Source organism: Janthinobacterium amylolyticum (genome assembly GCF_051380655.1).
Lineage (GTDB): Bacteria > Pseudomonadota > Gammaproteobacteria > Burkholderiales > Burkholderiaceae_D > Janthinobacterium.
Genome location: NZ_JBNYXL010000005.1, coordinates 82,097 through 109,061 on the forward strand (window position 1 = coordinate 82,097; position 26,965 = coordinate 109,061).

General features: G+C 65.1%; 24 protein-coding genes. 6 read left to right on the forward strand and 18 right to left on the reverse strand.

Annotated elements, in window-relative coordinates; all coding sequences use genetic code 11:
* The first annotated feature begins 123 nt into the window (after nt 1-123).
* On the forward strand, nt 124-1,122 hold the full coding sequence (locus ACQ4WR_RS11850; RefSeq protein ID WP_102297200.1) for an EDSAP-1 family PEP-CTERM protein: 999 nt from the start codon (nt 124-126) through the stop codon (nt 1,120-1,122).
* Between the two features lie 62 nt (nt 1,123-1,184).
* Here the strand turns inward: ACQ4WR_RS11850 and ACQ4WR_RS11855 are convergent, their stop codons facing one another.
* From ACQ4WR_RS11855 to ACQ4WR_RS11920, 14 genes are all read right to left on the reverse strand, one after another.
* A complete protein-coding gene (locus tag ACQ4WR_RS11855; protein ID WP_436487410.1) occupies nt 1,185-2,312 on the reverse strand; it encodes a LytR C-terminal domain-containing protein in 1,128 nt (375 codons plus the stop codon).
* 11 nt (nt 2,313-2,323) lie between these two features.
* A complete protein-coding gene (locus tag ACQ4WR_RS11860; RefSeq protein ID WP_436487412.1) occupies nt 2,324-3,262 on the reverse strand; it encodes a type II secretion system F family protein in 939 nt (312 codons plus the stop codon).
* A 117-nt stretch (nt 3,263-3,379) separates the two neighbouring features.
* The gene (locus ACQ4WR_RS11865) at nt 3,380-4,357 is read right to left on the reverse strand and encodes a type II secretion system F family protein (protein WP_436487414.1); all 978 of its coding nucleotides are present in this window, start codon (nt 4,355-4,357) and stop codon (nt 3,380-3,382) included.
* A gap of 85 nt (nt 4,358-4,442) precedes the next feature.
* The gene (locus ACQ4WR_RS11870; RefSeq protein ID WP_102297190.1) at nt 4,443-5,789 is read right to left on the reverse strand and encodes a TadA family conjugal transfer-associated ATPase; all 1,347 of its coding nucleotides are present in this window, start codon (nt 5,787-5,789) and stop codon (nt 4,443-4,445) included.
* 57 nt (nt 5,790-5,846) lie between these two features.
* Nucleotides 5,847-7,016 carry a CpaE/TadZ family protein gene (locus ACQ4WR_RS11875; RefSeq protein ID WP_102297187.1) on the reverse strand — a complete coding sequence of 390 codons (1,170 nt, stop codon included), beginning with the start codon at nt 7,014-7,016 and terminating at the stop codon, nt 5,847-5,849.
* A 57-nt stretch (nt 7,017-7,073) separates the two neighbouring features.
* On the reverse strand, nt 7,074-7,664 hold the full coding sequence (locus ACQ4WR_RS11880) for a TadE/TadG family type IV pilus assembly protein (RefSeq protein ID WP_102297184.1): 591 nt from the start codon (nt 7,662-7,664) through the stop codon (nt 7,074-7,076).
* Nucleotides 7,665-7,671: 7 nt separating this feature from the next.
* A complete protein-coding gene (locus tag ACQ4WR_RS11885; protein WP_436487417.1) occupies nt 7,672-8,154 on the reverse strand; it encodes a TadE/TadG family type IV pilus assembly protein in 483 nt (160 codons plus the stop codon).
* Nucleotides 8,151-9,581 carry a pilus assembly protein TadG-related protein gene (locus ACQ4WR_RS11890; RefSeq protein ID WP_436487419.1) on the reverse strand — a complete coding sequence of 477 codons (1,431 nt, stop codon included), beginning with the start codon at nt 9,579-9,581 and terminating at the stop codon, nt 8,151-8,153. The genes ACQ4WR_RS11885 and ACQ4WR_RS11890 overlap by 4 nt, the downstream gene beginning before the upstream one ends.
* Nucleotides 9,571-9,873 carry a hypothetical protein gene (locus tag ACQ4WR_RS11895; RefSeq protein WP_436487421.1) on the reverse strand — a complete coding sequence of 101 codons (303 nt, stop codon included), beginning with the start codon at nt 9,871-9,873 and terminating at the stop codon, nt 9,571-9,573. The genes ACQ4WR_RS11890 and ACQ4WR_RS11895 overlap by 11 nt, the downstream gene beginning before the upstream one ends.
* A gap of 14 nt (nt 9,874-9,887) precedes the next feature.
* Complete coding sequence (locus ACQ4WR_RS11900) at nt 9,888-11,327, reverse strand: type II and III secretion system protein family protein (RefSeq protein ID WP_436487423.1); 1,440 nt, start codon at nt 11,325-11,327, stop codon at nt 9,888-9,890.
* Between the two features lie 34 nt (nt 11,328-11,361).
* A complete protein-coding gene (cpaB, locus tag ACQ4WR_RS11905; RefSeq protein ID WP_436487425.1) occupies nt 11,362-12,210 on the reverse strand; it encodes a Flp pilus assembly protein CpaB in 849 nt (282 codons plus the stop codon).
* On the reverse strand, nt 12,207-13,583 hold the full coding sequence (locus ACQ4WR_RS11910; RefSeq protein WP_102295394.1) for a DUF8689 domain-containing protein: 1,377 nt from the start codon (nt 13,581-13,583) through the stop codon (nt 12,207-12,209). The genes cpaB and ACQ4WR_RS11910 overlap by 4 nt, the downstream gene beginning before the upstream one ends.
* A 93-nt stretch (nt 13,584-13,676) precedes the next feature.
* Nucleotides 13,677-14,210, reverse strand: coding sequence for an A24 family peptidase (locus tag ACQ4WR_RS11915; RefSeq protein ID WP_436487427.1), 534 nt, complete (start codon nt 14,208-14,210; stop codon nt 13,677-13,679).
* A 54-nt stretch (nt 14,211-14,264) separates the two neighbouring features.
* Entirely contained in the window at nt 14,265-14,447 is a 183-nt protein-coding gene (locus ACQ4WR_RS11920) for a Flp family type IVb pilin (protein ID WP_092798663.1), read from the reverse strand.
* A gap of 481 nt (nt 14,448-14,928) precedes the next feature.
* On the opposite strand from ACQ4WR_RS11920, the gene ACQ4WR_RS11925 reads away from it, so the two are divergent.
* Nucleotides 14,929-15,975 carry a GGDEF domain-containing protein gene (locus ACQ4WR_RS11925; protein WP_102295397.1) on the forward strand — a complete coding sequence of 349 codons (1,047 nt, stop codon included), beginning with the start codon at nt 14,929-14,931 and terminating at the stop codon, nt 15,973-15,975.
* Nucleotides 15,976-16,066: 91 nt separating this feature from the next.
* On the opposite strand, the gene ACQ4WR_RS11930 is transcribed toward ACQ4WR_RS11925, so the two are convergent.
* Entirely contained in the window at nt 16,067-17,293 is a 1,227-nt protein-coding gene (locus ACQ4WR_RS11930) for an HD-GYP domain-containing protein (RefSeq protein ID WP_102295429.1), read from the reverse strand.
* A gap of 173 nt (nt 17,294-17,466) precedes the next feature.
* Between ACQ4WR_RS11930 and ACQ4WR_RS11935 the strand changes: the two genes are divergently transcribed.
* Nucleotides 17,467-18,408 (forward strand): LysR substrate-binding domain-containing protein, encoded by a 942-nt coding sequence (locus tag ACQ4WR_RS11935; RefSeq protein WP_436487430.1) that lies wholly within the window; start codon nt 17,467-17,469, stop codon nt 18,406-18,408.
* Between the two features lie 194 nt (nt 18,409-18,602).
* On the forward strand, nt 18,603-22,199 hold the full coding sequence (locus ACQ4WR_RS11940; protein ID WP_436487432.1) for an indolepyruvate ferredoxin oxidoreductase family protein: 3,597 nt from the start codon (nt 18,603-18,605) through the stop codon (nt 22,197-22,199).
* Between the two features lie 56 nt (nt 22,200-22,255).
* Here ACQ4WR_RS11940 and ACQ4WR_RS11945 read toward each other — a convergent pair whose 3' ends face one another.
* Nucleotides 22,256-23,266 carry a substrate-binding domain-containing protein gene (locus ACQ4WR_RS11945; RefSeq protein ID WP_436487434.1) on the reverse strand — a complete coding sequence of 337 codons (1,011 nt, stop codon included), beginning with the start codon at nt 23,264-23,266 and terminating at the stop codon, nt 22,256-22,258.
* Between the two features lie 458 nt (nt 23,267-23,724).
* Between ACQ4WR_RS11945 and ACQ4WR_RS11950 the strand changes: the two genes are divergently transcribed.
* The gene (locus tag ACQ4WR_RS11950) at nt 23,725-24,057 is read left to right on the forward strand and encodes a hypothetical protein (protein ID WP_436487436.1); all 333 of its coding nucleotides are present in this window, start codon (nt 23,725-23,727) and stop codon (nt 24,055-24,057) included.
* A gap of 6 nt (nt 24,058-24,063) precedes the next feature.
* On the opposite strand, the gene ACQ4WR_RS11955 is transcribed toward ACQ4WR_RS11950, so the two are convergent.
* Nucleotides 24,064-25,107 (reverse strand): MBL fold metallo-hydrolase, encoded by a 1,044-nt coding sequence (locus ACQ4WR_RS11955; protein ID WP_102295430.1) that lies wholly within the window; start codon nt 25,105-25,107, stop codon nt 24,064-24,066.
* Between the two features lie 166 nt (nt 25,108-25,273).
* Here ACQ4WR_RS11955 and ACQ4WR_RS11960 point away from each other — a divergent pair, with 166 nt between their 5' ends.
* The gene (locus ACQ4WR_RS11960; RefSeq protein ID WP_436487438.1) at nt 25,274-25,897 is read left to right on the forward strand and encodes a TetR/AcrR family transcriptional regulator; all 624 of its coding nucleotides are present in this window, start codon (nt 25,274-25,276) and stop codon (nt 25,895-25,897) included.
* Here the strand turns inward: ACQ4WR_RS11960 and ACQ4WR_RS11965 are convergent.
* Nucleotides 25,870-26,964, reverse strand: coding sequence for a WD40/YVTN/BNR-like repeat-containing protein (locus tag ACQ4WR_RS11965; protein WP_436487440.1), 1,095 nt, complete (start codon nt 26,962-26,964; stop codon nt 25,870-25,872). The two genes, ACQ4WR_RS11960 and ACQ4WR_RS11965, sit on opposite strands and share 28 nt — an antisense overlap.
* Between the last annotated feature and the right edge of the window lies 1 nt (nt 26,965).

Sequence of the window (26,965 nt, forward strand, 5' to 3'; positions counted from 1 at the left end):
TCAGCAGATTTTTTTTACGTGGCACGCTAGCTGCTTATCTCCGTCTACGAGATGAGTCCAGGCAAGTCGTTCTGGATCGTTCCCCCGGAATTTTTCCCGAACCGACCACGATAAGAGGCTGCGATGAACGTCAATCACACACGAAGCAAGACCCTGGGCTGGCTGGGACTGCTTGCCACCGCCGGCCTGCTGGCCACCGGGCAGGCGCAGGCAGGCGCGTATGGCCTGGCCGTCAACGAATTGAACAACTTCCGCATCACCACCAGTGCCGGAGCGCTGTCGCTGGCGGGCGCCAACCGCAATGCCAGCGATAGCGCCTTTTTCGAAGGCGGCGTGGCCGTCAACCCGCGTGCCGTCAACACGGGGCCGGCCGCCAACGCCGACGTGCTGCAAGTGTGTTCGGGCGGCGGCTGCGGCGCGTCGCCACAGAACCACTACGCGCCCACCACGTCCCTCGAATTCGCGCGTGGCGATGCGCATGCCTTCGGCAACATGCTCAACGCCACCGGCTCCACCGTGCGCGCCGTGTCGGAAGCCCAGCGCAACACGATCGGCGCCGCATCCTCGACGGCGGGCGATACGCTGACGGGCTCCGTCAACCTGACCCTGTCGAGCGCCGGCTTCATTACCTTCAGCTTCATGGGGCGGCGCGACCTGCTGGCCAACGTGACGACTTTGGGCGACAAGTCGAACGTGTCGATCATGGATATCTTCAATATCTCCTGCAACACGTCCAGCCCCGCCGGCTGCCTGTCGAATGCGACTGCCGACGGCGTAATCTTCCAGTTCGCGCCCGACGGCGATGCCAGCAATGGCAGCGACATCAACGGCAACCACACGCTCGGCAGCCTGGATCCATTCAGTCTGAACATGACGGCGGGCACCAACGATCCCGCCACCGCGCGGGCCTTTGCGAACGGCTTCGCCATGTTTTCCCTGACCTCGAATTTCGCCTTGCCCGCTGGCAGCTACACCTTGAATTTTTCCAAGTCCACGCGCACCGACATCGTTGTCATCGCGCCCCTCGCCGTACCGGAACCGGGCACCTTGTTCCTGCTGGGCACCGGCTTGGCGGCCCTGGCCTTTACGCGGCGCCGCCAGCCGAAACCGGCAGCGGCATGACGTACAACAACACGCGGCGCCTTGACGGGCGCCGCGTGTTGTTTATGTCCAGCGGAAACGCTTCAGCCCAGCCGTGCCAGCGCCTGGCGCGCCAGTTGCAACTGCTGCACATAGTAACGGTGCAGCACGGCAGGGTCGCCCAGGTCGTGCCCGAGTATCAGCCGCAGTTCGCTGGCGGGGCAGTCGGCGGCCTGCGTCTGCACCTGTGCCCCCAGGCGGCGCGCCAGCTGGCGCGCTGCCTGTTCCTGCGCTGGCCGGTATTCGACGCGCGTGCGCGCCACCTGGAATGACGCCTCGTTGGCCAGGCGAACCACCTGCACGGCGCTGCCGGACAGGCTGCGCGCCATGGCGGCGGCCATGCCCGGCACGCCATTGCCGTTCAGGATCTCCAGGCGCGGGGGAGAGAACCCCGCCACAGACGCCGGACGGGCCGGGGCAGCGGCGGCCACGCTGGCGACGCTGGTAATGGCTGCGCCAGCCACTGCCGGCACGCGCTGCAAACGTGCCATGCCATCACTTTGCGTGATCTCGATGCGCGCCATGGCGGGCGCGGCTGGTGCGACTGCCGCTGGCGCTACCGCCGGCGCTGCCTGCGCCTCTGCCGCGGCAGGCTTTTCCGCGCTGCGCAGCAGGGCCATGTCGCGCTGCCAATCGTGTTGCTGCAGATTATCCGCCTGGCGCCGCATGACGGCGGCGCGCTCATGCTGCCCCAGCCGCTCCAGCACCTGTGCCAGATGCTGCCAGGCCAGCGCATTGAGCGGGTCGAGCAGGCAAGCTTTTTCCAGCATGGGCAAGGCTTGCGCGTCGCGGCCGCTCAAATAATAGGCATGGCCCAGATTGCTGAACAGATACGCCTGCTGCGGGCGCGGTATCTGCTGGCTGTCCGTCAATGCCTGCCAATGGGCGATCGCGGCGGCATGCTCGCCCCGCTGCGCGTGCAGCACGGCCAGGCCATTGCGCGCATGCACGTGCCACGGCGCGCCGCGCAAGGCTAGCTCATAGGCCGCCTGCGCGGCCGGCAGGTCGCCCGCATCGAAATGCCGCCGGCCCTCCGCATAGGCGGCATCGGCATCCGCATCCGCATCGGCAATGGCAACGGGCAGCGCAGGCGATGGTGCGGTATGGCTGGCGCAGGCAGCCAGGCCCAGGCAGGTGCAAGCGGCGGCGAAACGGGAAAGCGTCCAGTGCATGGCAGTTCCTTTCAGCGGCTGGCCATGGCTGGCACGAGCACGCGATAGACTTCGATCACGGCCGGCCCCATGAGTACCAGCATGAGGGTGGGAAAGACGCAAAAAATCAGCGGGAACAGCAGTTTCAAGGCGATCTTGGCAGCCGCCTCTTCGGCCAGCAGGCTGCGTTTGCTGCGCAGATTTTCCGAATGCACGCGCAGCGAATCGCCCATACTGGTACCGAAACGCTCCGATTGAATCAGCATGGCGACCAGGGTATCGACATCTTCCACGCCGCTGCGCAGGGCCAGGTTGCGCAGCGCCTTTTCCTTGGAAAAGCCGGCGCGCATTTCCATCAGCACGAGTTGCAGTTCCTGCGCCAGCACCACGCTCTTGATGTGGATTTCGCCCGACACCTTGACCAGTGCGCGCTCCAGGCTCAGGCCCGCTTCCACGCAGACGGTCAGCAGGTCAAGCGCATCGGGGATATTTTCAAAGATGTCGCGCTGGCGCCGCTTGGCCGTGCTCGACAGCACCAGGTTCGGCAGGTAATAGCCAACGGTGGCGCTAACGCACAGCAGCAACAGCAGCACGCTGCGCAGCTGCGCCCCCATGGCGCTGGCCGCATACAGCCCCAGCACGGTGGGAAACAGCAGGGCCAGCACGGTCTTCGCCGCGAAGTACAGGGCCGGTGCGCTGGCCTGGCGCCAGCCGGCATTCATGAAACGCGTGCGCAGCGGCGAACGCTCCCAGCCTTCCTCGGGCAGCGACAGCTTGCTGAACGGCTGCGCCACGCGGGCCACGCGCTCGACCCAGCCGCCTTCGGCCACGCTGCCGCTGGCCGCCGGCGCCATGAAGCCGAACAGCCGCTGGCGCAAGGTGCCGGGAAAGAAGATCAGCCACGCCAGCAGGGCCAGCGCCACCACCACGGCGAAGACGATGGCGAGAAACAGCAGTTGTGCACCGGTCATGAATGATTTCCTCTCTCAGCGGCTGCAAAAACCTTCAGGGCCAGGCGCGGCGCCGGCGACGCTGCGCAGGTACGCCGAGGCGAGGCCACGACGCCACGGACTTTTTCAGGCGATCCCTTAAATGCGGATGCGAATCACCTTGCGCATCCAGACCACGCCCAGCGCCACCATCCCCGCCGCATACCACAGCAGCTTGATGCCGCTGGGGTCCGTCCACAGCAAGCTGATATATTGCGGGTTGACCAGCGCCATGACACCGATCATCACCACCGGCATCAGCCCCAGCACCCAGGCCGACATGCGGCCCTCGGCCGACAGCACGCGCACCTGTCCCAGCAGCTTCAAGCGGGCGCGGATGATGCGCGCGATGCTGACCAGGACCTCGGCCAGTTTGCCACCCGATTCGCGCTGCACCAGCACGGCGATGACCAGGTAGCGCAAGTCCGTCAGCGGGATGCGCGCGGCCAGGTTCTGCAGCGCCTCGTTCATCGGCACGCCGTAATTGATCTCTTCATGCGCCATCTTGAATTCGCCGCTGATCGGTTCACTCAGCTCGTCGCCGACCATTTGCAGCACATTCGAAAACGAGTGGCCGGCGCGCAGGGCGCGGGCGAGAAAATCGGCCGCCTCCGGCAATTGCGCCTCGATCTTTTGCAGCCGCGCCGCGCGCGCGCGCAGCACCAGCATCGGCGGCCCGCTGGCGGCAACGGCCAGCACCAGCAGCGCGCCGGGCAAGGGCATGGGCCAGATGGCCAGCAGCAGCATGGCCGCCAGCAGCAGGCCTGCCGCGCCGCCCAGGAACTGCGCCACCGACCAGGACAAGCCGGACTGCAGCAGCAGGTGGTCGAGCTTTGCGGCCTGCGGCACGCGCCGCAGCAGGCGTTCCAGGCCCGGCGTGCGCGCATAGCGGCGCTGCTTCAGGATAGACACCCGCTCGCCGCCCGTCTCGCCACGCGCCGCCATCAGGCGCAGGCGCCGGTTGATGCGCCGCGCCGCGCTGCCATGCGTGCCCGACCACCACAGCCAGGCGCCTTCCACCATCAGGATGCAGGCGGCGAACAGCAGCACGGCAAAGCCATAGAAGACCAGGTCCATGATCCCTCCTTGTCACGTCGAACAAAACCGCCGCGCGCGGCGGTGAGCATCGCAAGCCGCGCAGCGCGGCGCGCAGCAGCCTGGCTTACTCGTAGATGCGGTCGGGATCAAACACGCTGTCCGGCACCGGCGCGCCGAACATGCGCAGGCGCTCCGTGAAGCGCGGCCGCACGCCCGTGGCGCAGAAGTGGCCCAGCACCTTGCCCGCGGCGTCGACGCCCGTCTGCTCGAAGCGGAAGATTTCATGCATGGCGATGATGTCGCCTTCCATGCCCGTCACTTCCTGCAGGCTGACCAGCTTGCGCGCCCCGTCCGTCAGGCGCGACACCTGCATCACCACCGTCACGGCAGAACAAATCTGCTGGCGCGTGGCGCGCGGCGTCAGGTTCACGCTGGCCATGCCGACCATGTTTTCCAGACGCGCCAGGGCATCGCGCGCCGTGTTCGAGTGGATGGTCGCCAGCGAGCCTTCATGGCCCGTGTTCATCGCCTGCAGCATGTCGAGCGCCTCGGCGCCGCGCACCTCGCCCAGGATGATGCGGTCGGGCCGCATGCGCAGCGCGTTGCGCACCAGCGCGCGCTGGCTCACTTCGCCCTTGCCCTCGATGTTCGGCGGACGCGTTTCCAGGCGCACCACGTGCGGCTGGCGCAGCGCCAGTTCAGCCGCGTCCTCGATGGTGACGATGCGCTCGCTGCCGGGAATGAAGCCGGACAGCACGTTAAGCAAGGTGGTCTTGCCGCTGCCCGTGCCACCCGAAATCAGGATGTTGACCTTCGCCTGCCCCAGCGCCTGCAGCACCTGCACCATGGGCGGCGTCAGGCTCTTGTAGTCGAGCAGGTTGGCAATCGTCAGCGGATGCACGGCGAAGCGGCGGATCGACAGGATGGGACCATCGACGGCCAGCGGCGGAATGATGGCGTTGACGCGCGAACCGTCCGGCAGGCGCGCATCGACCATCGGGCTCGATTCATCCACGCGCCGCCCCACGCGCGAGACGATTTTCTCGATGATCTTCATCAGGTGCGCATTGTCGTGGAAGGTCACGTCCGTCAGCTGCAGCCGCCCGCCCCGCTCCACATACACCTTGTCGCAGGTGTTGACGAGGATGTCGGACACGCTGGCGTCGGCCAGCAGCGGTTCGAGCGGGCCGAAGCCCAGCATCTCGTGCTGGATGTCGAGTACCAGGCTATGCCGCTCATGCTGGTTCAGCACGATGCGCTCTTCCTCGATGACGCGCTGCACCAGCAGCGCCAGCTCGTGCTTGAACTGCTCCGCCGTCAGGCGTTTCAGGCGCTCCAGGTCGATACGGTCGAGTATCGTCTGGTGCATGGTTTTTTTCAGTTCCTGGTAGGCGTGCAGCGCCAGCGCGCCTTGTCCATGGCTGGCTGGACGGACCGTTTCATTCGCCGCCAGGCGTTCGCGTAAAGTCATTTCGGCTCCCCTGATGGCTCCCGGCGGGAGCCTTGACATCGTTCATCGGCTACCGCATCAAGCCTCGCTGCGGCTGAACAGGCGGTCGAACAGGCCGCGGCTTTCCGTCACGCGGCGCGCCGTCACCAGTTCCACCAGCTCGGCCAGGCTGCGCGCTACGGCGCTGGTGCGCGACAGCTGCAGCAGCGGAATACCCTGGTTGACGGAATCGGTGGCGGCCAGGTAATCGTTGGGCACCGTGTGCACCACCTCGGCCCCCAGCGCCTGCTCCAGGTCCGCCAGGCGCAGGCGGCCGCCCTTTTCATAGCGGTTGACGATCAGGCGCAGGCGCTCGCCCGGATAGCCGAGCGAGCGGAAGATATCGAGCAGGCGGCGCCCGTCGCGGATGTCGGGCAGGGCCAGCTGCAGCACCGGGTAGATGGCGTCGGCGTTGTCGAGCGCGCGCAGCGACAGCGCATCGATCTGGCGCCCCACGTCGAGCACGATGTAGTCGTAGTGCTGGCGCGCCACGGCCAGGATGCGGTCCATGTGGTCGGGCTGCATGTCGACCTTGTGCGCCGGATCGTCGGCCGCCGCCAGCACGCCGAAGTTCGGCGTCACATGCACCAGGCACGAGGCGAGGAAGGCGCCGTCCATGCGCGCGATCTGCGCGCAGATGTCGGACAGGGTCATGGCCGGTTTCTGGTCCGAGACATACAGGGTGGCGTCGCCGAACTGGCCGTGCAGGTCGATCAGCAGGACCTTGCAGCCGGCCAGCGCCGCCAGCGCATACGAAAAATTCGTCGACAAAAACGTCGCGCCGCTGCCGCCCTTGCAGGAGATGAAGGCCAGCACTTTGCCATCGCGCATCTGCGTCACGCCGGCCTGGATATCTACGCGGTCCATCGCTTCATGAAAGGCCTTGTGCACCAGCGGCAGCTGCAGCACTTCGCGCATGCCGGCGCGCATGGCACGGATCAGCACATCCTGCTGCTGGCCGCGCGCGAGCAGCATCAGCACGGCCAGCGGATACTGGCGCGCCAGGCGTTCCAGCAAGTCCGCCTCGTCGGCGTCGATGCCGCTGGCGTCGACGATGACCAGTTCGGGCGCTTCAGGCAGCATGCGTTCGACGGCGTCGCGCAGGCCGCTGCGCCGCTCCAGCAGCCGCAGCACGGGCATGCGCGCGGCGCCCTGGGCGGCGATTTCATCGTGCAGGCTGGCGTCGGCGGTAATCATCAGGGCTTTCATCGCACTCCTCGCTTCATTCAAGACGGCATACGGCAATCGGCAGCACCCTGGCGGCGCTCATGGACAAAAGGCGGTATTGCCCGGGTAGCCCAGCGACTCGGCCACGGCCATGGTCAGGCCGCTGGGCAGGCGCACGGCTTGCGCGCCAGAGGGGAACAACGCGCCCAGCAAGGGCAGGATGGGGCGGTATGGCACCTGCTCGCAGCGCCCGCCATCGCCGGGCACGCACAGGCGGGCGCGCACGAAACGGATGCAGCTGGCGCCATGCGGATCGTCGAGGCAATTGATGCGGTTGCGCTGCGGGCAGCCTGGCAAGGTGGTCACGGGCATGGCCACGGGCGTGCCGTCCGCCAGCGACAGGTAATCGATGCGCACGTAGGCATCGCTGATGCCGCCGCCCAGCGGCAGGCTGCCCGGTGCGCTGCGCAGCACGGCGTGTTCGCGCACGGCCTGCAGCGCACTGGCGCTGCTGAAATCGGTGACGGCGGCGGCGCGCGCGGCGCGGCGCGTCACTTCGTGCACCATGTTCCATAAATACACGGCGCGCGCCACTTCGATCATGGAAAAGAGAAAGAAAAAGAACAGCAGCGCCAGCATGGCGAATTCGACGGCGAACACGCCGCGCTGGCGCCGGCCGCATGGCCGCATGCATGGCTTAATTGACATAGCGCACAATCGCATTTGCCCGCAGCGGGATGGCGCTCAGCTGCGGCAGCCATTTGCTGGCATAGTCGGGCATGAAGTCGATGGGCAATTCCATCAGCACCTTGACGCGCACCTGCGTCGGCGCGCTTGGCAAGGTGCCGCAGTTATAGTCGTCGGCCAGATAAATGCAGTCGAGACTGACGCTGACCGCCTGCATGTGCGGCGCCGTTTCGGCCATCGCCTCGAGCACCATCTGGCGTGCAAACGTCCCGTGCTGCGTGGCCGCGTCGCCGTTCGCCATCTGCGCCAGCGGCAGGGTCGCCATGTAGCGCGCCGCGTCGTGCACGCTTTTCTGCAAGGCCGTATAGGCCAGGAAGGCGCGGCCGAACAGCAGCACGAAGGGCAGCAGGCCGATGAAGAACGTCATGATCAGCGCCAGTTCGATGGCCGCCACACCCTTTTCGCGCCGCGCCGCGCGGCAAGGCGGCCTCATCGCACCAACTCCGCCGGGCCGCCCAGCGTGCCTTCGGGCACCATGCCGGCAAATTCCGCGCTCAGCGTGCCATTGCTGGCCGGCGCCGTCATGAAAAAGCGCCCGATTCCCCGCACCTGAACCAGCACGTCGCTGCCGGGCGGCACGGGACACGCCAGCAAGGCGATATGCAGCAGGCGCCGCTGCGCCACGGCCGTGTTGCCCACGGGCGCCGTCAGGAAGGCCGGCAGCAGGAACGGCGTGCCGCTGGCCGGATAGCCGGCCTTGGCCTGCGGCGCCGCTGGCGTCGCCGGGTAAAGCTTGGCCCAGTCGCTGGTGGCAAAGGGCAGGTAGCCGCCGGCCGGCTTCGGATCGCTGTATTTCGCCGCGCGCGCAAACGACCACAACGGGCCATAGCTGGCCACCGCTGGGGGGGGCACGCTGGTTTCCGGATCGGCCACCGACAACAGGGGATTGCCCGTGCTCAGGGCACTGGGCGCGTCGGGCGTGTTCGTCATCCACCAGTTCGAGATGGCATTCGGAAAGGGGCGGATATTCGTGTCGGGCGGCGCCATCAGCGGGTGGCAGCCGCTGCCCGCCATCTGGTTGAAGCGCGCATTGAAGGCCGGCCACAGCGTCACGGGAAAGGGCCGGTGGACATGCATGGCGGCATCGCCGATGCGCGGATACAGCACGCTGCCGCCGCACACAAACGGCAGCACGGCGGCGTTGCCGACCTGCGCCGGCGCCCCCAGCGTGCCGGGCTGGGCCAGTGGATTGAGCACGAAGTGCTCGGCTGCCGGGCCGTGCGGATTGAGCTTGAAGAGGTTGTAGGCGACGCCGCGCCGGAAACCGAATTCCAGCAGCTCCTGCGTCGCTCCCAGCGCCGGATTGACGCGCGCGCTGGCGGCGCTGGGCGACAAGGCGCACACGGCCAGCGGAGTCAGGCGCAGGCCGCTGCGCCCTGCCACGGCACGCGCGCCCGTCTCGAGCGTGCGCAGCGCCGGCGACCAGGCGCCCAAAAAGGCCGTCGTCACCCGTCCCAACGACGGTTCGCTGGCCCCCGTATCGACGCGCACGTACAACGCCGCCGCCGGGTTGCTTACCGCAGCGGCCGCCTGCCATTCGCTGGCCGCCGCATCGGGCGTGCCGGCAAAGCGGATGCTGGCCTCGGACAGGGGCGCGCCCAGCAAGCGGTGCCGGTAGGCGCTCTTGTCGCTGGCGCTCTCCCTGGCCTTGGCCACGGCGCTGTCCAGGCCCTCGGCCGTGCCCACCAGTTCGGCCGCCGCCGCCAGCGCCGCATTGTCGGCCAGGTTTTGCAGCTCCGTCTTGCGGCTGAGAACCTGGCCCACATCGAGCGCCAGGCCGATAAAGCCCAGCACCACGATAAGCAGGATGGAGAAGGCGATCAGCATCGAGCCGCCCTGGCGCCGGCGGCTATTTTCCACTGCCGCCTCCCAGCATGAACTGCACCGGCGCCACGGGCTGGCCGTTCGGTTCGGCGAACGAGGCGCGGTAGCGTTCCAGGACGGCGCGCGCGCTGGGGCCGTCCAGGCCATCGGCCGGCGCGCGGTTGGCCGCCTGCGCCGGTGCGCGCACCTGCTGCACCATGGCCAGGCGCACGGCGTCGCCGAAGCGCGCGTCGAGGCGCGGCGTGCTGCTGTGCGCACAGGCGGCCAGCTGCAGCGCCAGCGCCAGCGCGGCCAGGCGCCGCGACAACGGCAAGATGGATTTCCACATGGCAGCTCCCGGCATCATGGCAACTCGAAACCAGCGGCCGCGCGCGGCGCCGATGGCAGTGGTGGTGACGGTGGCGATGAAGCCGGCGGCGGCCCCTCCATCGTGCCGTCGCCCATCAGGCTCCTGCGCGATGGCGGCGTCAGCTGCGTCGTCGGCAGCACGGGCACGCCCGGCAAGGGCTTGACCAGGTGGGCGGTAATGACAAACAGCAATTCCGTGCGGTCATGCTGGAAATCCGTGCTGCGAAACAGCGCGCCGAGGATAGGCACTTCGCTCAGCCACGGCACGCCCGTGATATTGCTGACCTGGTTATTCTTGATCAAGCCGCCGATCGCATAGCTCTGGCCGTCATACAGCTGCACCGTCGTCGAGGCGCGCCGCGTGGTGATGACGGGCAGGATCGAGCGCGCGCTGACGCCGGCGGCGGAGATGCCCACGCCTTCGCGCGACAGTTCCGACACTTCCGGCGCCACCTTCAAATGGATGCGCCCGCCCGCCAGCACGGTGGGCGTGAAGCGCAGGCCGACACCGTACTCGCGCTCTTCCAGGGTGATCTTGTTGTTGTCCTGGCCGACGGGAATGAAAATCTTGCCGCCTGCCAAAAAACTGCCCTCCTGGCCGCTGATCGCCATCACCGTCGGCTCGGCCAGGATGCGGATCAGGCCATCCTGTTTCTGCGCCTCGATGGTCAGCTTCTGGCCGTTCGACTTGCGCACGTCGAGCACGCCATTGGCCGCGCCGCTGAGGAAATTCGACAGCAACGTCGTGGCCCAGCTGCCCGAGGCGAAACGCAGGGTGGCGCCCACTTCCAGGCGCTCCAGCAGCGACTTCGACACTTCCGCGATCTGCACGGCCAGCATCACCTGCTGCGGCGCGCTGACGTCGAGCATGTTGATGATGCGGCTTGCCGGCGTACCGCCCGCGCCTGCCGTGGCCAGCGGCACGGCGGCGCCATCGGCAGGCTTGGGCAGCGCCAGCGGTACGGTAGCGCGACGCACATACGCTTGCGCCAGTTCCACGGCGCGCACCACGGCGCCCGCATCCTGCACCGTGCCGCTCAGCACCAGCGAATCGGCCACGGCCGTGACGCGGATGACTTGCTCGTCGGGCATCAGGGCCGCCAGGGTCGCCTGCAGGCCGGCCGGGTCCATGCTGACGCTGACATTTACTACGCTGCACAGGCCGCTCTTGCCCTGGATGATCATGTTGGTGCTGCCCACGTCGACACCCACCACGTACAAGGTGTCCGGCGCCACCAGCATGGCTTGCACCACGGCCGGATTGCCGACGCTGCGCTGTTGCACCGCCTCCGGCAGGCGCAGCATGCTCGACTTGCCCACGTGCAGCTGCAAGTTGCCCGGCGACGCCGCCTCGCCACCGCAGCGCGGGCCGGGATCGGCCGCCGCGGGCAAGCACGGCAGGAAGCAGCAAAGGAGCAGCAGGGCGCGGTTCATGTGAGCAAGTCCATGGTGATTGAATGCCGGGAAACTAGAAACACTCGCGCGACTGGCGCGTGCCATCGATGACGCCGCTGCACTGGCGCGCCGGCGCCTGGGCCACGCGCGCCGGGCGCGGCGCGGCGGCGGCAACGGGTGCGGCGGCTGGCACGGGCTCGGCGGCGGCGTCGGACGGCCCGCCCAGCAAGGTCAGCTTGGTCGCCCCCGCCGTCACGCCCGGCTGCGGGTCGACCTGGTTGCGCAATACCAGCGACAGGCTGCCCACGCTGCGCGCCAGGTCCAGGTTTTCCGCCTGTGCCGGCGTCACTTCCAGGGTCACCGCATTGACCACGCGGGGCTTGGTCTCGTCGCGGCCCACCTCCTGCGCCACGGCCAGCACCAGGATGCGTTCAAGCACGATCTTGGAAATGCTGCGGCCCTGCCCGCCTTCCCGCCCACCGTCCTGATGGGTGCTCACGATGATGTCGACATAGTTGCCCGGCAAGGCGAAACCGGCCACGCCGACCACGTCGTTGACCCGCACGGTGATGGCGCGCCGCCCTTCCGTGATCAGCGCCGACAGGCCGCCCAGGGTGCCGGCCGGCGCCAGCTTGGCTTCGCTCAACGGCTCGCCGCGCAGCACGCTGGTTTTCAGCACGCGGCCGGCCAGTTTCGCCGTATCTTGCAGCGCCCCTTGCGGCAGGCTTTCCGCCGGCCACTCGGCCAGGCGCAGCATCTCGGGCGACAGGCGCTGGCCCAGGTTGACATCGCTGGCGGCGACGACGATCTTGCCCTTGCCGGCCGGCGCCTGGCGCAGCAGCCAGTGCGAGGCCAGCAGCACCGCCAGCAAGCCCAGCACGATCGCCAGGCCCATCATCAACAGGGCGCGCCGGTTTTTCATGCGATGCTCTCGCAGAAGGCGGCCGGCGGCAAATCGCAGCTGGCAAACAGGCTGGCCCACGCCTGTTCCAGGGCGGCCACCGTCAGGCGCGGCGCGCTGCCGGCAAAGCCGGCGAAGTCGCTGATGCGCGACAACAATTCCTGCGGATAGCTGGCCAGCAAGGGCCGCCCGCCCGCGCCATGCAGCTGCTGCAGCAAGTGCTGCAGCACCGTTTCATCGACGCCGATGCCGGCCAGGTGGCATTGCTGGCGGAACAGGGCGCGGTAGGCGCTGTCGGCCAGCGGCCCCACATGCACCTTGTAGCCGATGCGCCGCAGCAAGGCCGGGTCGAGCAGCTCGCCCGGCGGCACATTCGTCGCCAGGACGAGGGCATTGTCGAACGGCATGCTGAGCTTCACGCCGCCCGGCAAGCCCAGCTGGTCGACGCCACGCGCCAGCGGCTGCATCAGCCGCGTCAGCAGTTCCGGCGCACTCAGGCGCTGGCGGCCCAGGTCATCGACGACCAGCATGCCATTGTTGGCGCGCACGTGCGGCGGCGCCTGGTAGCAGCCGCCGCCAGCGTCGTGGCGCAGTTCCAGCATGCCCGCGTCGAGCTCGGCGCCCACGTGGATCACGGGACGCTGGCACAGCACCCAGCGGATGTCCGTGCTGCGCCGCTCCAGCGCCTGGCGCGCATGGCTGACGTGCTGCGGCGCCGGCGGCAGATGCTGCGCCGGGTCGTACAGTTGAATGATGTCCTGGCCGGCGACGATGGCGTAGGGCACGGCCACCAGCCCGTGCAGCAATTGCCCCAGCTGCAGCGCCAGGGTCGACTTGCCGCTGCCCGGCGGACCGTACAGCAGCAGCGAGCGCCCCGAATGCAGGGCCGCGCCCACCACGTCGAGCATGCCCGGCCCCGCATGCGCGCCGCCCAGCACAGCGGCCAGGTCGTCGCTGCCGATGCGCTGTTCCTGTGCCCGCCACGACTGGCGCGCCACCATGGCGCGGTAGGCTTCCAGGGTGACGGGCGCGGCGCCGATATACGCGCAGCGCTCGAGAAAAGCCGTGGCGCGCTGCTTGCCGCTTCCCGTCAACTGATACTGCACCTCGATATCGGATTCGCCGCGCCAGGCCACTTCCACCACCTGTTCGCCGACCATGAAATCGAGCACTTCGCGCAAGACGTTGAGCGACAGCCGCAGCCGCGTCGTCAGCGCCGACAGATGCGTGCGCCCATCGACGAACAGCAGCTTGGCGATCAGCTCGACCACCAGTTGCCGCTCCAGTCCCGTTTCGCGCAAGCTCTTCGGCTGCGGCGGCAAAGGCGGCATCAGGTTCGCGTCGGCCGGACGCGCTACGCTGTCGGTGTTCAGGGAATAGTCGACCTCGGTCATGCTGCTTCTCCAAGCCGGTTAAGACTGCATTGCACAGAAATCATTCTAGCGAGCGGGTGCTGGCGGCCATTGATCAAGAGCAATGAATGCCACTCAGAAATAATGCTGCCCCTGCACCGCCAGGCTGCCCAGGGCGATGGCCAGCCCGTAGGGCATATTGCCCACGCTGGCGCCGCCGCCCAGGGCCGCCGGGGCCAGCGGAATGCCGGCCATGCGGGCGATCATCGGCCACAGCAGTTGACGCACATTGCGCAGGCAGGCGCGCCACTTGCCCTGGTAGCTGATCATCAGCACGGCCATCAGGCCTCCCAGCACAAAGGTGGCAAAACAAATCTGCAGCACCGGCCAGGGACCGGCAAAGGCCCCCACCATGGCGATCAGCTTGACGTCGCCAGCGGCCATGCCGCGCAGCGCGTACAGGGGTAAAAACAGGAAAAATCCCGTGGCCATGCCGCCCAGCCACAGCACAGCCAGTTGCTGCGGCCACAGCCATGCATGCAGGGCCAGCGCGGCAAGGATGCCGGACAGCACCAGGAGATTCGGAATCTTGCGGCGGATCAAATCGCTGACGGCGGCGGCGGTCACAAAGCACAGCAGCAGCAGGTCGAATACGGCATAGGCAGGCATGCGGCACCTCCTGAAAAAAAACCCGCCACCGGCCGGCCGGCAGCGGGCACCCGCTTAGGGCGTCAACACCAGGTTCGCAGAAATGTCGGTGAGGACGGTCAGCAAGTTGGTCTTGATCAGCAGGAAACCGGCAGTGATGGCGGTGGCCATCAATGCCGCAATCAAGCCGTATTCGATCGCCGTAATCCCATCCTCATCCTTGACGAATTGCTGTACTGCCGACAGGAAGGTATGCATGACAAGCTCCCAAAAGTGAATCACAAGTCCCTGGCGCAATCGGGTGTGAAACATTGCCCATTCCTGCTAATATGTTTCCTGCCGTAAATTTCTGCGCCATTGCATTGACTATAGAGCGGCCATGTTTTGGCAAATTGATGCGTCACAAGTTTCCACATGGAAATTATCAAACGCTGTTGAAATGACGGTGGACGCCGACAAATGTTGCGGTAAAGATTGAATGTCTGCGTCAGGGCAAGTTTTTTACAACGCCGGACAGGAATCTCATGTATTTACATGAAATATTGCATACGTTAATTGCCTATTAGGCAAAAAGACATTATCCTGCTTAGCTCTTCTTTGGAAAGGCCTCTCGCCCGGCGGTACAGAGCGTCATGCCACCAAATAAATCTTGGCTTCTTGTAGACGGACGCGAACATGCTCTTGCTTGATGCAATGCTGGTATGACGACACTTGTGTGACTACTTTCCAGAGAACGACAATGGATTCCCTACTGAAACACATGGTGGACATGACCGGGCACCGCGACCACACGATGCTCGACATTTCCGTGATCTCGGCGGTCCAGGAACTCGCTTCCGCGTCGCAGACCCGTGTGCTGGCCCTGACCACCGTGCGTGGCCAGGTGTTCGTGCGGTCGCGGGCCATCATCGTGGCGGGCAGCGTGGCCCGCATGGAAGACAATCCCGATCCGTCGCTGCCCGGTGAGCCGGTGTCGGACTACCCGGCGCTGGCTGCCTGCATCGCGCGCCATGAAGCGAGCGCCGATACCCTGTGCGCCGATGGCCGCCACCTGCTGTGGCTGCCCATCTGGATCGGCGACCAGGTCACCACCTGCCTGGAAATCACCAATCCCACGCCATACACGGGCGCCACCATCCAGGTGATCGGCGGCATCGTCAGCGTCTACCGCAATTTCCAGAACCTGCTCGACTACAGCGAGCGCGACTCGCTCACCGGCTTGTTGAACCGCAAGACCTTCGACGACCAGCTGGCAAAAATCCTGCAAAGCCGCGGCGAGCCGGAAGCGGACAAGCCGCGTCCCGCGGACGAGGAACGGCGCCAGCATACGGACACGGAGCGCCAATGGCTGGCCGTGATCGACGTCGACCACTTCAAGCTGGTCAACGACAAGTTCGGCCACCTGTACGGCGATGAAGTGCTGATCCTGATCGCCAACCAGCTGCAATCGTCGTTCCGCTCGCAAGACCGCATCTTCCGCTTCGGCGGCGAGGAATTCGTCGTGCTGCTGCGCTCGATCACCCTGGAAAACGCGCAGAAAATCATCGACCGCTTCCGCACCAACGTGGAAGCGCATGATTTTCCGCAAGTGGGACGAGTCACCGTCAGCGTCGGCTTCGTCAGCATCAATGCCTACGAGGCGCCCGTCATCATCCTCGGCCGCGCCGACCAGGCCTTGTACTACGCCAAGAGCCACGGCCGCAACCTGGCTTGCCACTATGACGAACTCGTCGCCAAGGGCATGCTGACCACCATCGCCTCGAACGACACGGCGGAATTCTTTTGAGTGTTCAGCACCTGAGAAAGTTCAGCTGAGCGCCCATGGCGGCGTTGCAGGCGCGACTGTCTTCGCGCCCGCTCAACACCCACAAACCTGATCAGGCATCCGCGAGGGAAAGAAAGCGCATGGGATCGACCTGCCACTTGGCGGCCGACTCATGGCCGACGATCTTGTCGGCGCCGCCGAAGCCGAAGCCGCGCGACAGGTCGACTGTTTCCGGCTTGATGTAGGTCTTGCTTTTCGTACTGAAAAATACATTCACTTTTGGCGCCAGCAAATTGCTCTCGTGCGCCTCGATGACGACGGCCAGGCGGCCCGATTCCAGCATCACCATGGTGCCTACCGGATAGATACCCACGCAGCGCATGAAGTCCTGCGCAAACACGGGATTGAAGTGGAATTTGCTCCATTCATAGATCTTGCGCAAGGCTTCGGCGGCGGGGATGCCCTTGTGATAGCTGCGATCCGAAGTCAGCGCGTCATATACGTCGACGATGGCGGCCATCTGCGCCAGTTCGCTGATGGCGTCGCCGGCCAGCTGGTCCGGATAGCCGCTGCCATCGCGCCGTTCATGGTGGTGCAAGGTGATGTCGAGCGGTATCGGCCCCACTTCCGGCGACTGCAGCAAGATGTCGTAGCCGTCGCGCGGATGGCGCTTGATCTGGATGAATTCTTCCGGCGTCAGGGGGCCGGGCTTGTTCAATACGCTGTCGGGCACCAGCGCCTTGCCCGTGTCGTGCAGCAAGCCGCCCAGGCCCGCCTGGTGCGTGGTGGCCGTATCGAGACCGCGCGAGCGGCAAAACGCCACCAGCAGCGCGCACACGCTGACCGAATGCAAAAAGGTGTAATCGTCCTTGCTCTTGATGCGCAGCAAGCCGACCAGGGCGCCGGGATTGCGCAGGATCGATTCGGTGATATCTTGCACCGTGTGCTGCACGCGGTCGATCTCGACCGCCTTGCCCAGGCGCACGTCGGCCATCACCGTGCGCACCAGGCTCGACGCTTGCCGGCGCACCTGCGTGGCGCGCGCCAGTTCCATGCCCAGCGACACGCGCGTGACCACTTGCGGCGCCGAGGCGATCTGCACCAGCTCGCGTTCCGTTTCCGCGTTGGCCTGCGCCACGGTGGGCGCGTCCTGCACGTCGAGGCCCTTGCCGCTGTCGATCACCACGTCGTGGATGCCCGCCTGCACGATCTTGCGGATTTCCTCCTCGCTGCGCAGCAGGAAACGGTTGCGTACGAACGGATGCGTCATCCAGTCGCAGCTGAGGTCATGGATGTACATGCCGACTTTTAATTGCGCGGAATCAACTTTCTTGAGCATGCTGTCATCCCACAAATACACGGCTGGAGCACCGGAGGCGCTAGAATGAGTATAACAAAAATGTTATTGCGCTGGCCGCCTGTGGCAACGTGGCGCAACAGCCCGATTTTTACCATCACCGCACTGTTGCCGGCACTTGCCGGGCAATCGCGCACGCACCGCGTCTGGGATCCATGGAACTGCGCCAATTACGCTACTTTGTTGCCATCGTCGACCACGGCTCGCTGTCGCGCGCGGCCCTGGTCCTGCACGTGGCGCAGCCGGCCCTGACGCAGCAGCTGCGCCAGCTGGAAGAGGAACTGGGCGTGCAGCTGCTGCACCGCTCGGCGCAAGGCGTGCTCAGCACCGATGCGGGCAAGGTGTTTTACGAACACGCGCAAGCCATCCTGAAGCAGGTGGCCGACGCCCGTTCGGCCGTCACGCAAAGCGCCACGCGGCCGTCCGGCAACGTCACCCTGGGGCTGCCGCACAGCATTTCCGGCGCGCTGGCCCTGCCCCTGCTGCTGGCCGCGCGCGAGCGCTACCCGGAAATCACCCTGCAGCTGACGGAAGAGATCACGGGCAACCTCAATGAACAACTGAAATCGGGCCGCATCAACCTGGCTGTGCTGTTCGACGATGGCCAGCTGACGCCGTTTACCTGCAGCCCCCTGGTGGAAGAAGCCATGTGTTTCATCTGCCGCAGCGATTCCCCCTTCGCGCCCGCCGGCAAGGCGCTGTCTTTCCAGCAAGCCCTGGACGCCACCCTGATCCTGCCGGGCCTGCAACATGGCGTGCGCCCGCGCATCGACAGCCGCGCCCGCGAACTGGGCCTGGCGGCCGCCAACATCATTGAAATCAATTCGATCGCCATCCTGAAGTCGGCCATCCTGGCCGGCATGGGCGCCACCATCCTGCCGGCCGCACCGCTGCTGGCAGAACTCGACAGCGGCGCCATGCGCAGCTACGCCATCCACAGCCCCGTCCTGTCGCGCACGGTGGCCCTGTGCGCCTCGAAAAACATCCCCCTCACCAATGCGGGCAACGCCGTGAAAAACCTCGTGCTGCAAGTGGCTGCCGAGCTGTGCGGGAGCGGGCGCTGGGTGGGGGCGCATGTGCTCTCGCCTGCAACATAAGTATTTCTTATACCCCCATCGGCAAAGCGTATTTGCCCCTTCCCCATCCCCGTTCTACACTGACCACGTTAACTATTTTAAATTTAAAATAGTTATGTGCCGCCCACACGCGGCCAGCCCGTCTGCACAGTGCGCGCCTTACCGGGCGCATCCCTTGTACAGCCGCTATCTGAAACACCATTTTGGAGACAGCCATGTCCGTAACCACGGAAAACGGCTCCGCAGCGTTCGCTAGAAACGCCGGTGCCGCGCCATCTACGCCCCCAGACACTTCCCGTTTGACCACCGTCAGCCTCGACGACAAATATACGGCCACTTCCGGCGCCATCTTCCTGTCCGGCATCCAGGCCCTCGTGCGCCTGCCCATGATGCAGCGCCTGCGCGACCAGGCCGCCGGACTGAACACGGCCGGCTTCATTTCCGGCTACCGCGGCTCGCCCCTGGGCGGCCTCGATGAAAACCTGTGGAAAGCGAAAAAGCAGCTGGAAGCGCACCACGTGCAGTTCGTGCCCGGCGTCAATGAAGACCTGGCCGCGACGGCCGTCTGGGGTTCGCAGCAGGTCGACCTGATCGGTCCGGCCAAGTACGATGGCGTGTTCGCCATGTGGTACGGCAAGGGCCCTGGCGTGGACCGCTGCGGCGATGTCTTCAAGCACATGAACCATGCGGGAACGTCAAAACTCGGCGGCGTGCTGCTGGTGGCCGGCGACGACCATGGCGCCTATTCGTCAACCCTGCCGCACCAGTCCGACCACCTGTTTTCCGCCTCGATGATCCCCGTCCTGTATCCGTGCAATGTGCAGGAATACCTGGACCTGGGCATCCACGGCTGGGCCATGTCGCGCTTTTCCGGCTGCACCGTGGCCTTCAAGGCGCTGGCCGACACGGTCGAATCGTCGGCTTCCATCGACGCCGACCCGTTCCGCGTGGAAGTGAAAATTCCGCAGGATTTCATCATGCCCGAAGGCGGCCTGAACGCGCGCCTGTCGAGCATCCCGCTGGGCCAGCAGGCGCGCAACCAGGAAGCGCTGATGCAGGATTACAAGATCTATGCGGCCCTGGCCTACGCGCGCGAAAACAAGCTCAACCACACAACCATCGACAGCCCGAACGCCAAGCTGGGCATCATTGCCTCCGGCAAATCGTATCTGGACGTGCTCGAAGCGCTGGAAGAGCTGGGCATCGACGAGCAGATGGCGGCCGACGTCGGCATGAGGCTGTTCAAGGTGGCCATGCCGTGGCCGCTGGAACCGGACAGCGTGCGCGAATTCGCGCAAGGCCTCGATGAAATTCTCGTCGTCGAAGAAAAGCGCCAGATCGTCGAATACCAGTTAAAAGAGCAGCTGTACAACTGGCGCGACGACGTGCGCCCGCGCGTCATCGGCAAGTTCGACGAAAAGGGTGAATGGGTGGCGCCGCGTGGCGAATGGCTGCTGACATCGAAGGCGGACTTTTCCGTCTCGCAAGTGGCAAGAGTCATCGCCAGCCGCATCGCGCGCCTGATTTCCGACCCCGTCACGTGCGACCTGATCAAGGCGAGATTAAGTTTCCTCGACGCCAAGGATGCGGTCTTGAAGAAAGCCGTGAACACGCCGTTCCGCCCCGCCTTCTACTGCTCCGGCTGCCCGCACAATACCTCGACCAAGGTGCCCGACGGCAGCCTTGCGCTGGCCGGCATCGGCTGCCACGTGATGGCCACCTCGATCTACCCGGAAATGAACAAGCTGACCACCCACATGGGCGGCGAAGGCGCGCCGTGGATCGGCCAGGCCGCGTTCTCGGAATTGCCGCACGTGTTCCAGAACCTGGGCGACGGCACGTATTTCCATTCCGGCTATCTGGCCATTCGCGCCGCGCAGGCGGCCAAGGTGAACATCACCTACAAGATTCTCTACAACGACGCCGTCGCCATGACGGGCGGCCAGCCCGTGGACGGCCTGATCACCGTGCCGATGATGGCGCAGCAAGTGGCGGCCGAAGGCATCGCCCGCATCGCGCTGGTGACGGAAGATTTAACGCGCTACAGCGACCGCAGCAACCTGCCAGCCCACCTGACCTTGCACGACCGCAAGGACATGGATGCCGTGCAGCGCGAACTGCGCGAAGTAGCCGGCGTGTCCGTGCTGATCTACGACCAGACCTGTGCGGCGGAAAAACGCCGACGCAGGAAAAAAGGCGAGTATCCGGATTTGCCTAAACGCATGGTTATCAACGACGCCGTCTGCGAAGGCTGCGGCGATTGCGGCGTGCAATCGAACTGCGTCTCGATCTTGCCGAAGGAGACGGAATTTGGCCGCAAGCGCACCATCGACCAATCCTCGTGCAACAAGGATTATTCGTGCGCCAAGGGTTTCTGCCCCAGCTTCGTTACCGTCGAGGGCGGCAACCTGAAAAAAACCAAGACGGGCGCCGGCAAGCCGGGCGAGACGGACAACTTCGGCCCGTTGCCGGAACCGGTGCTGCCCGCTTGCGACGCGCCGTACAATATCCTCATCAACGGCATCGGCGGCACGGGCGTCATCACCGTCGGCGCCCTGATGGGCATGGCGGCGCACCTGGAAGGCAAGGGCGCATCCGTGCTGGACATGACGGGCATGTCGCAAAAGAACGGCTCCGTCACCTCGCACGTGAAAATCGCCCGTTCCCCCGCGCATATCCGCGCCCAGCGCATCGCCACCGGCGAAGCGGACCTGATCCTGGGCTGTGACATGCTGACGGCCGGCGCGCAGGATGCCGTGTCGAAAATGCGTCCGGGCCGCAGCCTGGCCGTCGTCAACCTGCACGAGCAGCCGCCGGGCACGTTTGCGCAGAATGCCGACTGGCAATATCCGACGGCCGAAGTACGCCAGCTGATCGAGGAATCCGTGGGCGGCGCCGACGCGGCCGACTTCATCGACGCGACCAAACTGGCCACCGCGCTGATGGGCGACTCCATCGCCGCCAACCTGTTCATGCTCGGCTACGCCTGGCAAAAGGGCCGTATCCCGCTGACGGAAGCGGCCCTGCTGCGCGCCATCGAGTTGAATGGCGTGGGCATCGAGGCGAACAAGAAAAGTTTCCTGTGGGGCCGCCGTGCCGCCGTCGACGTGCGCAAGGTGACGCAGATCGCCACGCCGGCGCAAGCCATCATCGTGCAGATGCCGCAAAGCCTCGACAGCGTCATCAAGAAGCGCGTGGAATTCCTCACCGCCTACCAGAACGCCGCGTATGCGGACGGTTATGCGACGCTGGTAAAACAGGTGCGCGACCGCGAAAACACCCTCGGGCTGGGCCAGAAACTGTCGATGGCCGTGGCGAAAAGCTACTTCAAATTGCTCGCATACAAGGATGAATACGAAGTGGCGCGGCTGTACACGGATGGCCGTTTCGTCGAGCAATTGCAGCAGCAGTTCGAAGGTAACTTCTCCGTGAAATTCAACCTGGCGCCACCGCTGTTCGCCAAGAAAGATGCCAAGGGCCACCTCGTGAAAGCGGAGTTCGGCTCCTGGATGTGGCGCGCCTTCAAGCTGCTGGCGAAAGCCAAAGGCTTGCGCGGCGGCACCTTCGACATCTTCGGCTACACGGAGGAACGCAAGATGGAACGCGCCCTCATCGTCGAATACCGCGAACTGCTGGCCGGACTGCTGGTCAACCTGACGGCGGACAACCTGGCCACCTGCGTGGAACTGGCGTCCCTGCCGGAGAAAATCCGCGGCTTCGGCCACGTCAAGGAAGCCGCTGTTGCCACGTATCGCCAGGACAAGGCGCGCTTGCTGGCCAAGCTGGCCGATGGGAGCAAGCATGCGGCGTAAGCCAGTCGACTGGTCTTGAAATGAAAACGCAGAGCCTCGGCTCTGCGTTTTTTTTATTAATCCGGGCAGCGCCCCACGGTCGCCCCCGGCAACAGCACCGGTTGCCAGATTTCCTGCAGTTTTTCAGGCGGCGTGCCGGCCAGCAAGGACTGCAGCATCTCGACCATCTTGGCGCCCGCGCGGCGCAGGTCGGGCTGGTCGATGGTGGTGACGTTGATGCCGATCAAGGTGTCTTCCACGTTGCCCCAGACGATGACGGAAATGTCCTTGCCGATCTCGACACCCGCATCCATCAGGGCGCGCACCACGCCCACGCCGGACAAGTGGTTGTCGACGATGACGGCCGTGGGACGCGGCGAGCAGGCCAGCAATTGCTGCATGGCCTGGTAGCCGCTGCGGCGGTCGAGCGAGTTGTCGAGCAGATAGCGGGGATCATGCTGCAGGCCGGCCTGCGCCATGCAGCGGATAAAACTTTCCTTGCGCTCCAGCGCGAAATGCAGATCCAGCGGCGCGCTCAGCAGGGCGATGCGCTGGTGGCCATGCACCGCCAGGAAGGACACGGCCAGGTCGATGCCCGTATCGTTGTCGTAGTCAAAATATGCATACGGCGCGTCGATGCGCGTGCGGCCATTCGCGACAAAGGGAAAATCCACTTTCGTCAGGTAGGCGATGCGCTCGTCGACCACCTTGGTGCGGCCTACCACCAGGCCATCGACCTGGCGCCCGCGCACCATGTTTTCATACGAGGGCTGTTCGTTTTGCGGCGAGACAGGCGCGATGATCAGGCTCATCTTCGACGCTTCGACGGCGTCGGACATGCCATTGACCACGGAAAGGAAGACGCTGTCGCCCAGGTCGCTGGGCAGCAAGGGGTAGATCATGCCGAGCACATTGGTGCGGCCGACGGCCAGGCTGCGCGCCAGCGGGTTGGGCCGGTAGCCCACCTTCTTGGCGGCGGCCAGGACGATTTCACGGGTGCGGGAATTGACTTCCGGATAGCCGTTCAACGCCCTGCTGACAGTCGTTTTCGACATGCCAAGGGCAATTGCGAGGCTCTTGAGATTCATTATTAACTACCTGTCTGTATGGCAAAAGAAACCAACTCTGACCGTCAATTATAGCCCAGAGCGCCAAACAGGCCCTGCAATACCGTGCGCCGGCATGGTAGAAAAACAACAATTTATTTAATGCATAAAAAATAATATTTTGATTCACACCACAAGCTGTCTGTCCTGCAGCATCCACCACACATGGCAGGTCGGCAATTACTATCAACGCAAGCGGGTGCTCACTTCTTGACCGGGGCATGACCACCGCCTTCTGCGCCACGCTTGGCCAGACGCGCACGATAAGATTATCAAGAAAGCATAATTTACTGGAACTGTGCGAGAATTTGTCCTACTCTTGATTCAGGTAAAGATTACCCGCGGACCAACACGCATGCCCCCCGGCATTTGGCGACTGCGCAACGGCCCCCTGTTTCTCCCTTCCGCCCACGCCTGGACCTACTTCAAAGGTGAACAATGTGGTATCGCTAACGTCCGTCAATCAGTTGCAGGCATCGCTGGCCACGGCGCAACGCAGGGTCGAGCAGGGCCAGAACCAGGTGCAGCGCGACAGCGAACAACTGGCGCAAAGCCGCCAGGCGCTGGCGCGGGAGCAGGAAACCTTGAGCCAGACGCAGCGCGGCAGCCAGCAAGCACAAGCCGACGCGGCGCCCGCCGTCAAGGCGCCGCAGCTGGACCAGACGATCAAGGTGGCCGTGCCGCAGCAAGCCGCGCCGGCCGCGCCAAGAAGCTCACCTCAGCTCAACAGCTACGGCCAGACCCTGGGCCGCCTGATCGACGTGACGGCCTGAACAGCTTTACTGCGCCATTTCCTCTGCCAGCATCGGCAGCCACCATTTTTCACCCGCCTTCGGCTGCGCCAGGTCGAGCGCTTCGCCCATCTGCGGCGTCGCCAGGCGCACGCCCTGTTTCGCCGCCAGCCCGGTGATGCGGTCGAACGGCTCATGCCAGGCGTGCAGGCCCAGGTCGAAGGTGCCGTTATGCACGGGCATCAGCCACTTGCCGCGCAAATCCAGGTGCGCCTGCAAGGTTTGTTCCGGCTGCATGTGCACGTCCGGCCACAGCTTGTCGTAGGCGCCCGTCTCGATCATGGTGACGTCGAATGGCCCGTACTTGTCGCCGATCTGCTTGAAACCGTCGAAATAGCCGGAGTCGCCGCTGAAAAACACGCGCACCTCGGGCGCGTCGATGACCCATGAAGCCCACAGCGTCTTGTTACCATCAAACAAGCCACGGCCGGAAAAATGCTGTGATGGCGTGGCGACGAGTTTTACGCCAGCGATCGTCGTGCCCTGCCACCAGTCGAACTGCTGCACCTTGTCCTTGGGCACGCCCCATTCGACGAGGGTATCGCCCACGCCCAGCGGCGTGACGAACTGCTCCGTCTTGGCGGCCAGCTGCAGCACGGCGGCATGGTCGAGGTGGTCGTAATGGTCGTGCGAGAGGATCACGGCCTTAATCGGCGGCAAGTCTTCGATGCTGATGGGCGGCTGGTGAAAACGCTTGGGACCGGCCCACTGCACCGGCGAGGCGCGTTCGGAAAACACGGGGTCGGTCAGGAAGAAGGCATTGTTCAATTTCAGCAGCAGAGTCGAGTGTCCCAGGCGAAATAGGGTGTTGTCGGGCGCGGCCAGCAGCTGCGCCCGGGTCAGCGCTTGCACGGGCACGGCCGCCACAGGCACGGTACTGTCCGGCTTGTTGAAAAAGAAGGTCCACATCAGCTTGAGCGTCGCGGCCGTACCCAGCTTGTACATGGGTACGGGATTGCGGAACTTGCCGTCGTGGCGTTGTGGTGATTCAGCTGGCGCCGCAGGCTCGGCGCGCAAGGTGCAAGAACTCATGATGATCAGGACTCCCAAAAAGACAATGCAGAAGATGCGGTGCAGGTGCATATGCGGCCCGGTAGGTAAAAGGCAAGGATTAAAGTACACTACACAGTGTAGTTCCTATTTCAAGCAAAGTAAACCAGGAGGTGTAAAATATTGTTTTCAAAGGAGATTTTCAGCCATGGCCTCACCGCAACGCCTCACTGACCGCAAGCGCGTAGCCATCGTCGATGCCGCCATCGCCGAGTTCCGCGAGCATGGTTTCGATGCGACCAGCATGGACAAGATCGCCGCCACGGCCGCCGTTTCCAAGCGCACCGTGTACAACCATTTCCCCAGCAAGGACGAACTGTTTGCGGAAATCCTGCAGCGCATGTGGGAAAGCAGCATGGCCCAGCCTGCCGTACCCTACGTTGCCGACCAGCCGTTGCGGCCGCAAGTGCTGGCCCTGGTCGAGCAAAAAATGGCCCTGCTGTGCGATGCGGCCTTCATCGACCTGGCGCGCGTGATCTTCGGCGAAACCATCCACTCGCCGGAGCGCGCGCAAGCCATGGTGGCGCGCCTGAATGAAAAGGAAACGGGCCTGAATATCTGGATCCGCGCGGCGCAGCAGGACGGGCGCATCAAGGCGGGCGAGACGCTGGAAGTGGGCCACCTGCTGATGGCACCGTTAAAAACCTTTGCCTTCTGGCCGCAGATCACCATGGGCGAGCCTCTGCTGAACCAGGCACGCCAGCGCGAAGTGGCGGAACTGGCCGTCGATATCTTCCTGTGCTACTACAGCGTGGCAAAACAGACGGTATAAACGGGCGGCAAGTGGGCGGAAATGGTCTGCCAGTGCGCGCCGCCATCGCCGGAAAACCAGGCGCCGCCGGTGGTCGACGCCATCAATAAACTGCACCCATCGTCGGCCAGCGCCAGCCCGTGGCGGTACACCAGGTCGTAGCAATGCTGCTGCGGCAAGCCCTCGCGCAAGACCTCGAAAGTCTTCCCGCCATCGCGCGTGCGCGTCACGGCCAGCGCGCCATCGTGCGGAATCCTCAGTACGTCCGCCTGCGCCGGCACGAACCAGGCCGTGTCGCCATCGCGCGGATGCACGGCCACGGCAAAGCCGAAATGCGACAGCGGCGCCGTCGTCACTTCCTGCCAGTGCCAGCCCCCGTCCTGCGAGCGCCAGATGCCGTTATGGTGCTGGCACCACAGCACGTCGGGCATGCCCGCGCTGCGCACGATGCGGTGCGGGTCTTGCACGGCCTCGTTTTCATCGAGCTCGGGCGGCATGTAGTCGGCACGCATGCCCGTCGCGCTCAAGGCCCAGGTGGCGCCGCCATCGAGCGTTTGCCACACGCCGCCGCACGACACGCCGACCAGCACTTTGTTGCTGTCGCGCGGGTCGACGCAGATGCTGTGGATGCCGGGCACGTCGTAGCCGCCACCGAACCACTGCGCCCGCTGCGGCACGTTCCACAGCGATTCCACCAGCTGCCAGCTGTCGCCGCGGTCGTTTGAACGGAACAGGCCGCCAGGCAAGGTACCCGCCCACAGCACGCCAGGCTGGTCAGGGCCACCGGCCGCCAGCGACCAGATCTGCCGCAAGGTCCAGTCGATGGTGTCGCTGCTGTCCTCGGGCTTGGCCGGGTAGGCGGGCACGGCGATCTCTTGCCACGCGCCCCCGGCATCGCGCCGGTGCAGCTTGGCGCCGAAGTGGCCAAGGTTCAAGGCCGCATACAGGGCGCCGTCGCGGCTGTCGTGCAGCAGCATGGACACGGGATCGCCGGCGAAATGCGCCAGCGCCAGCTGCCAGGCGCCGTCATCGCCCACGTCGAACTGGAACAGGCCCTTGCGGGTGCCGAGATACGCGCGCTGACTCATA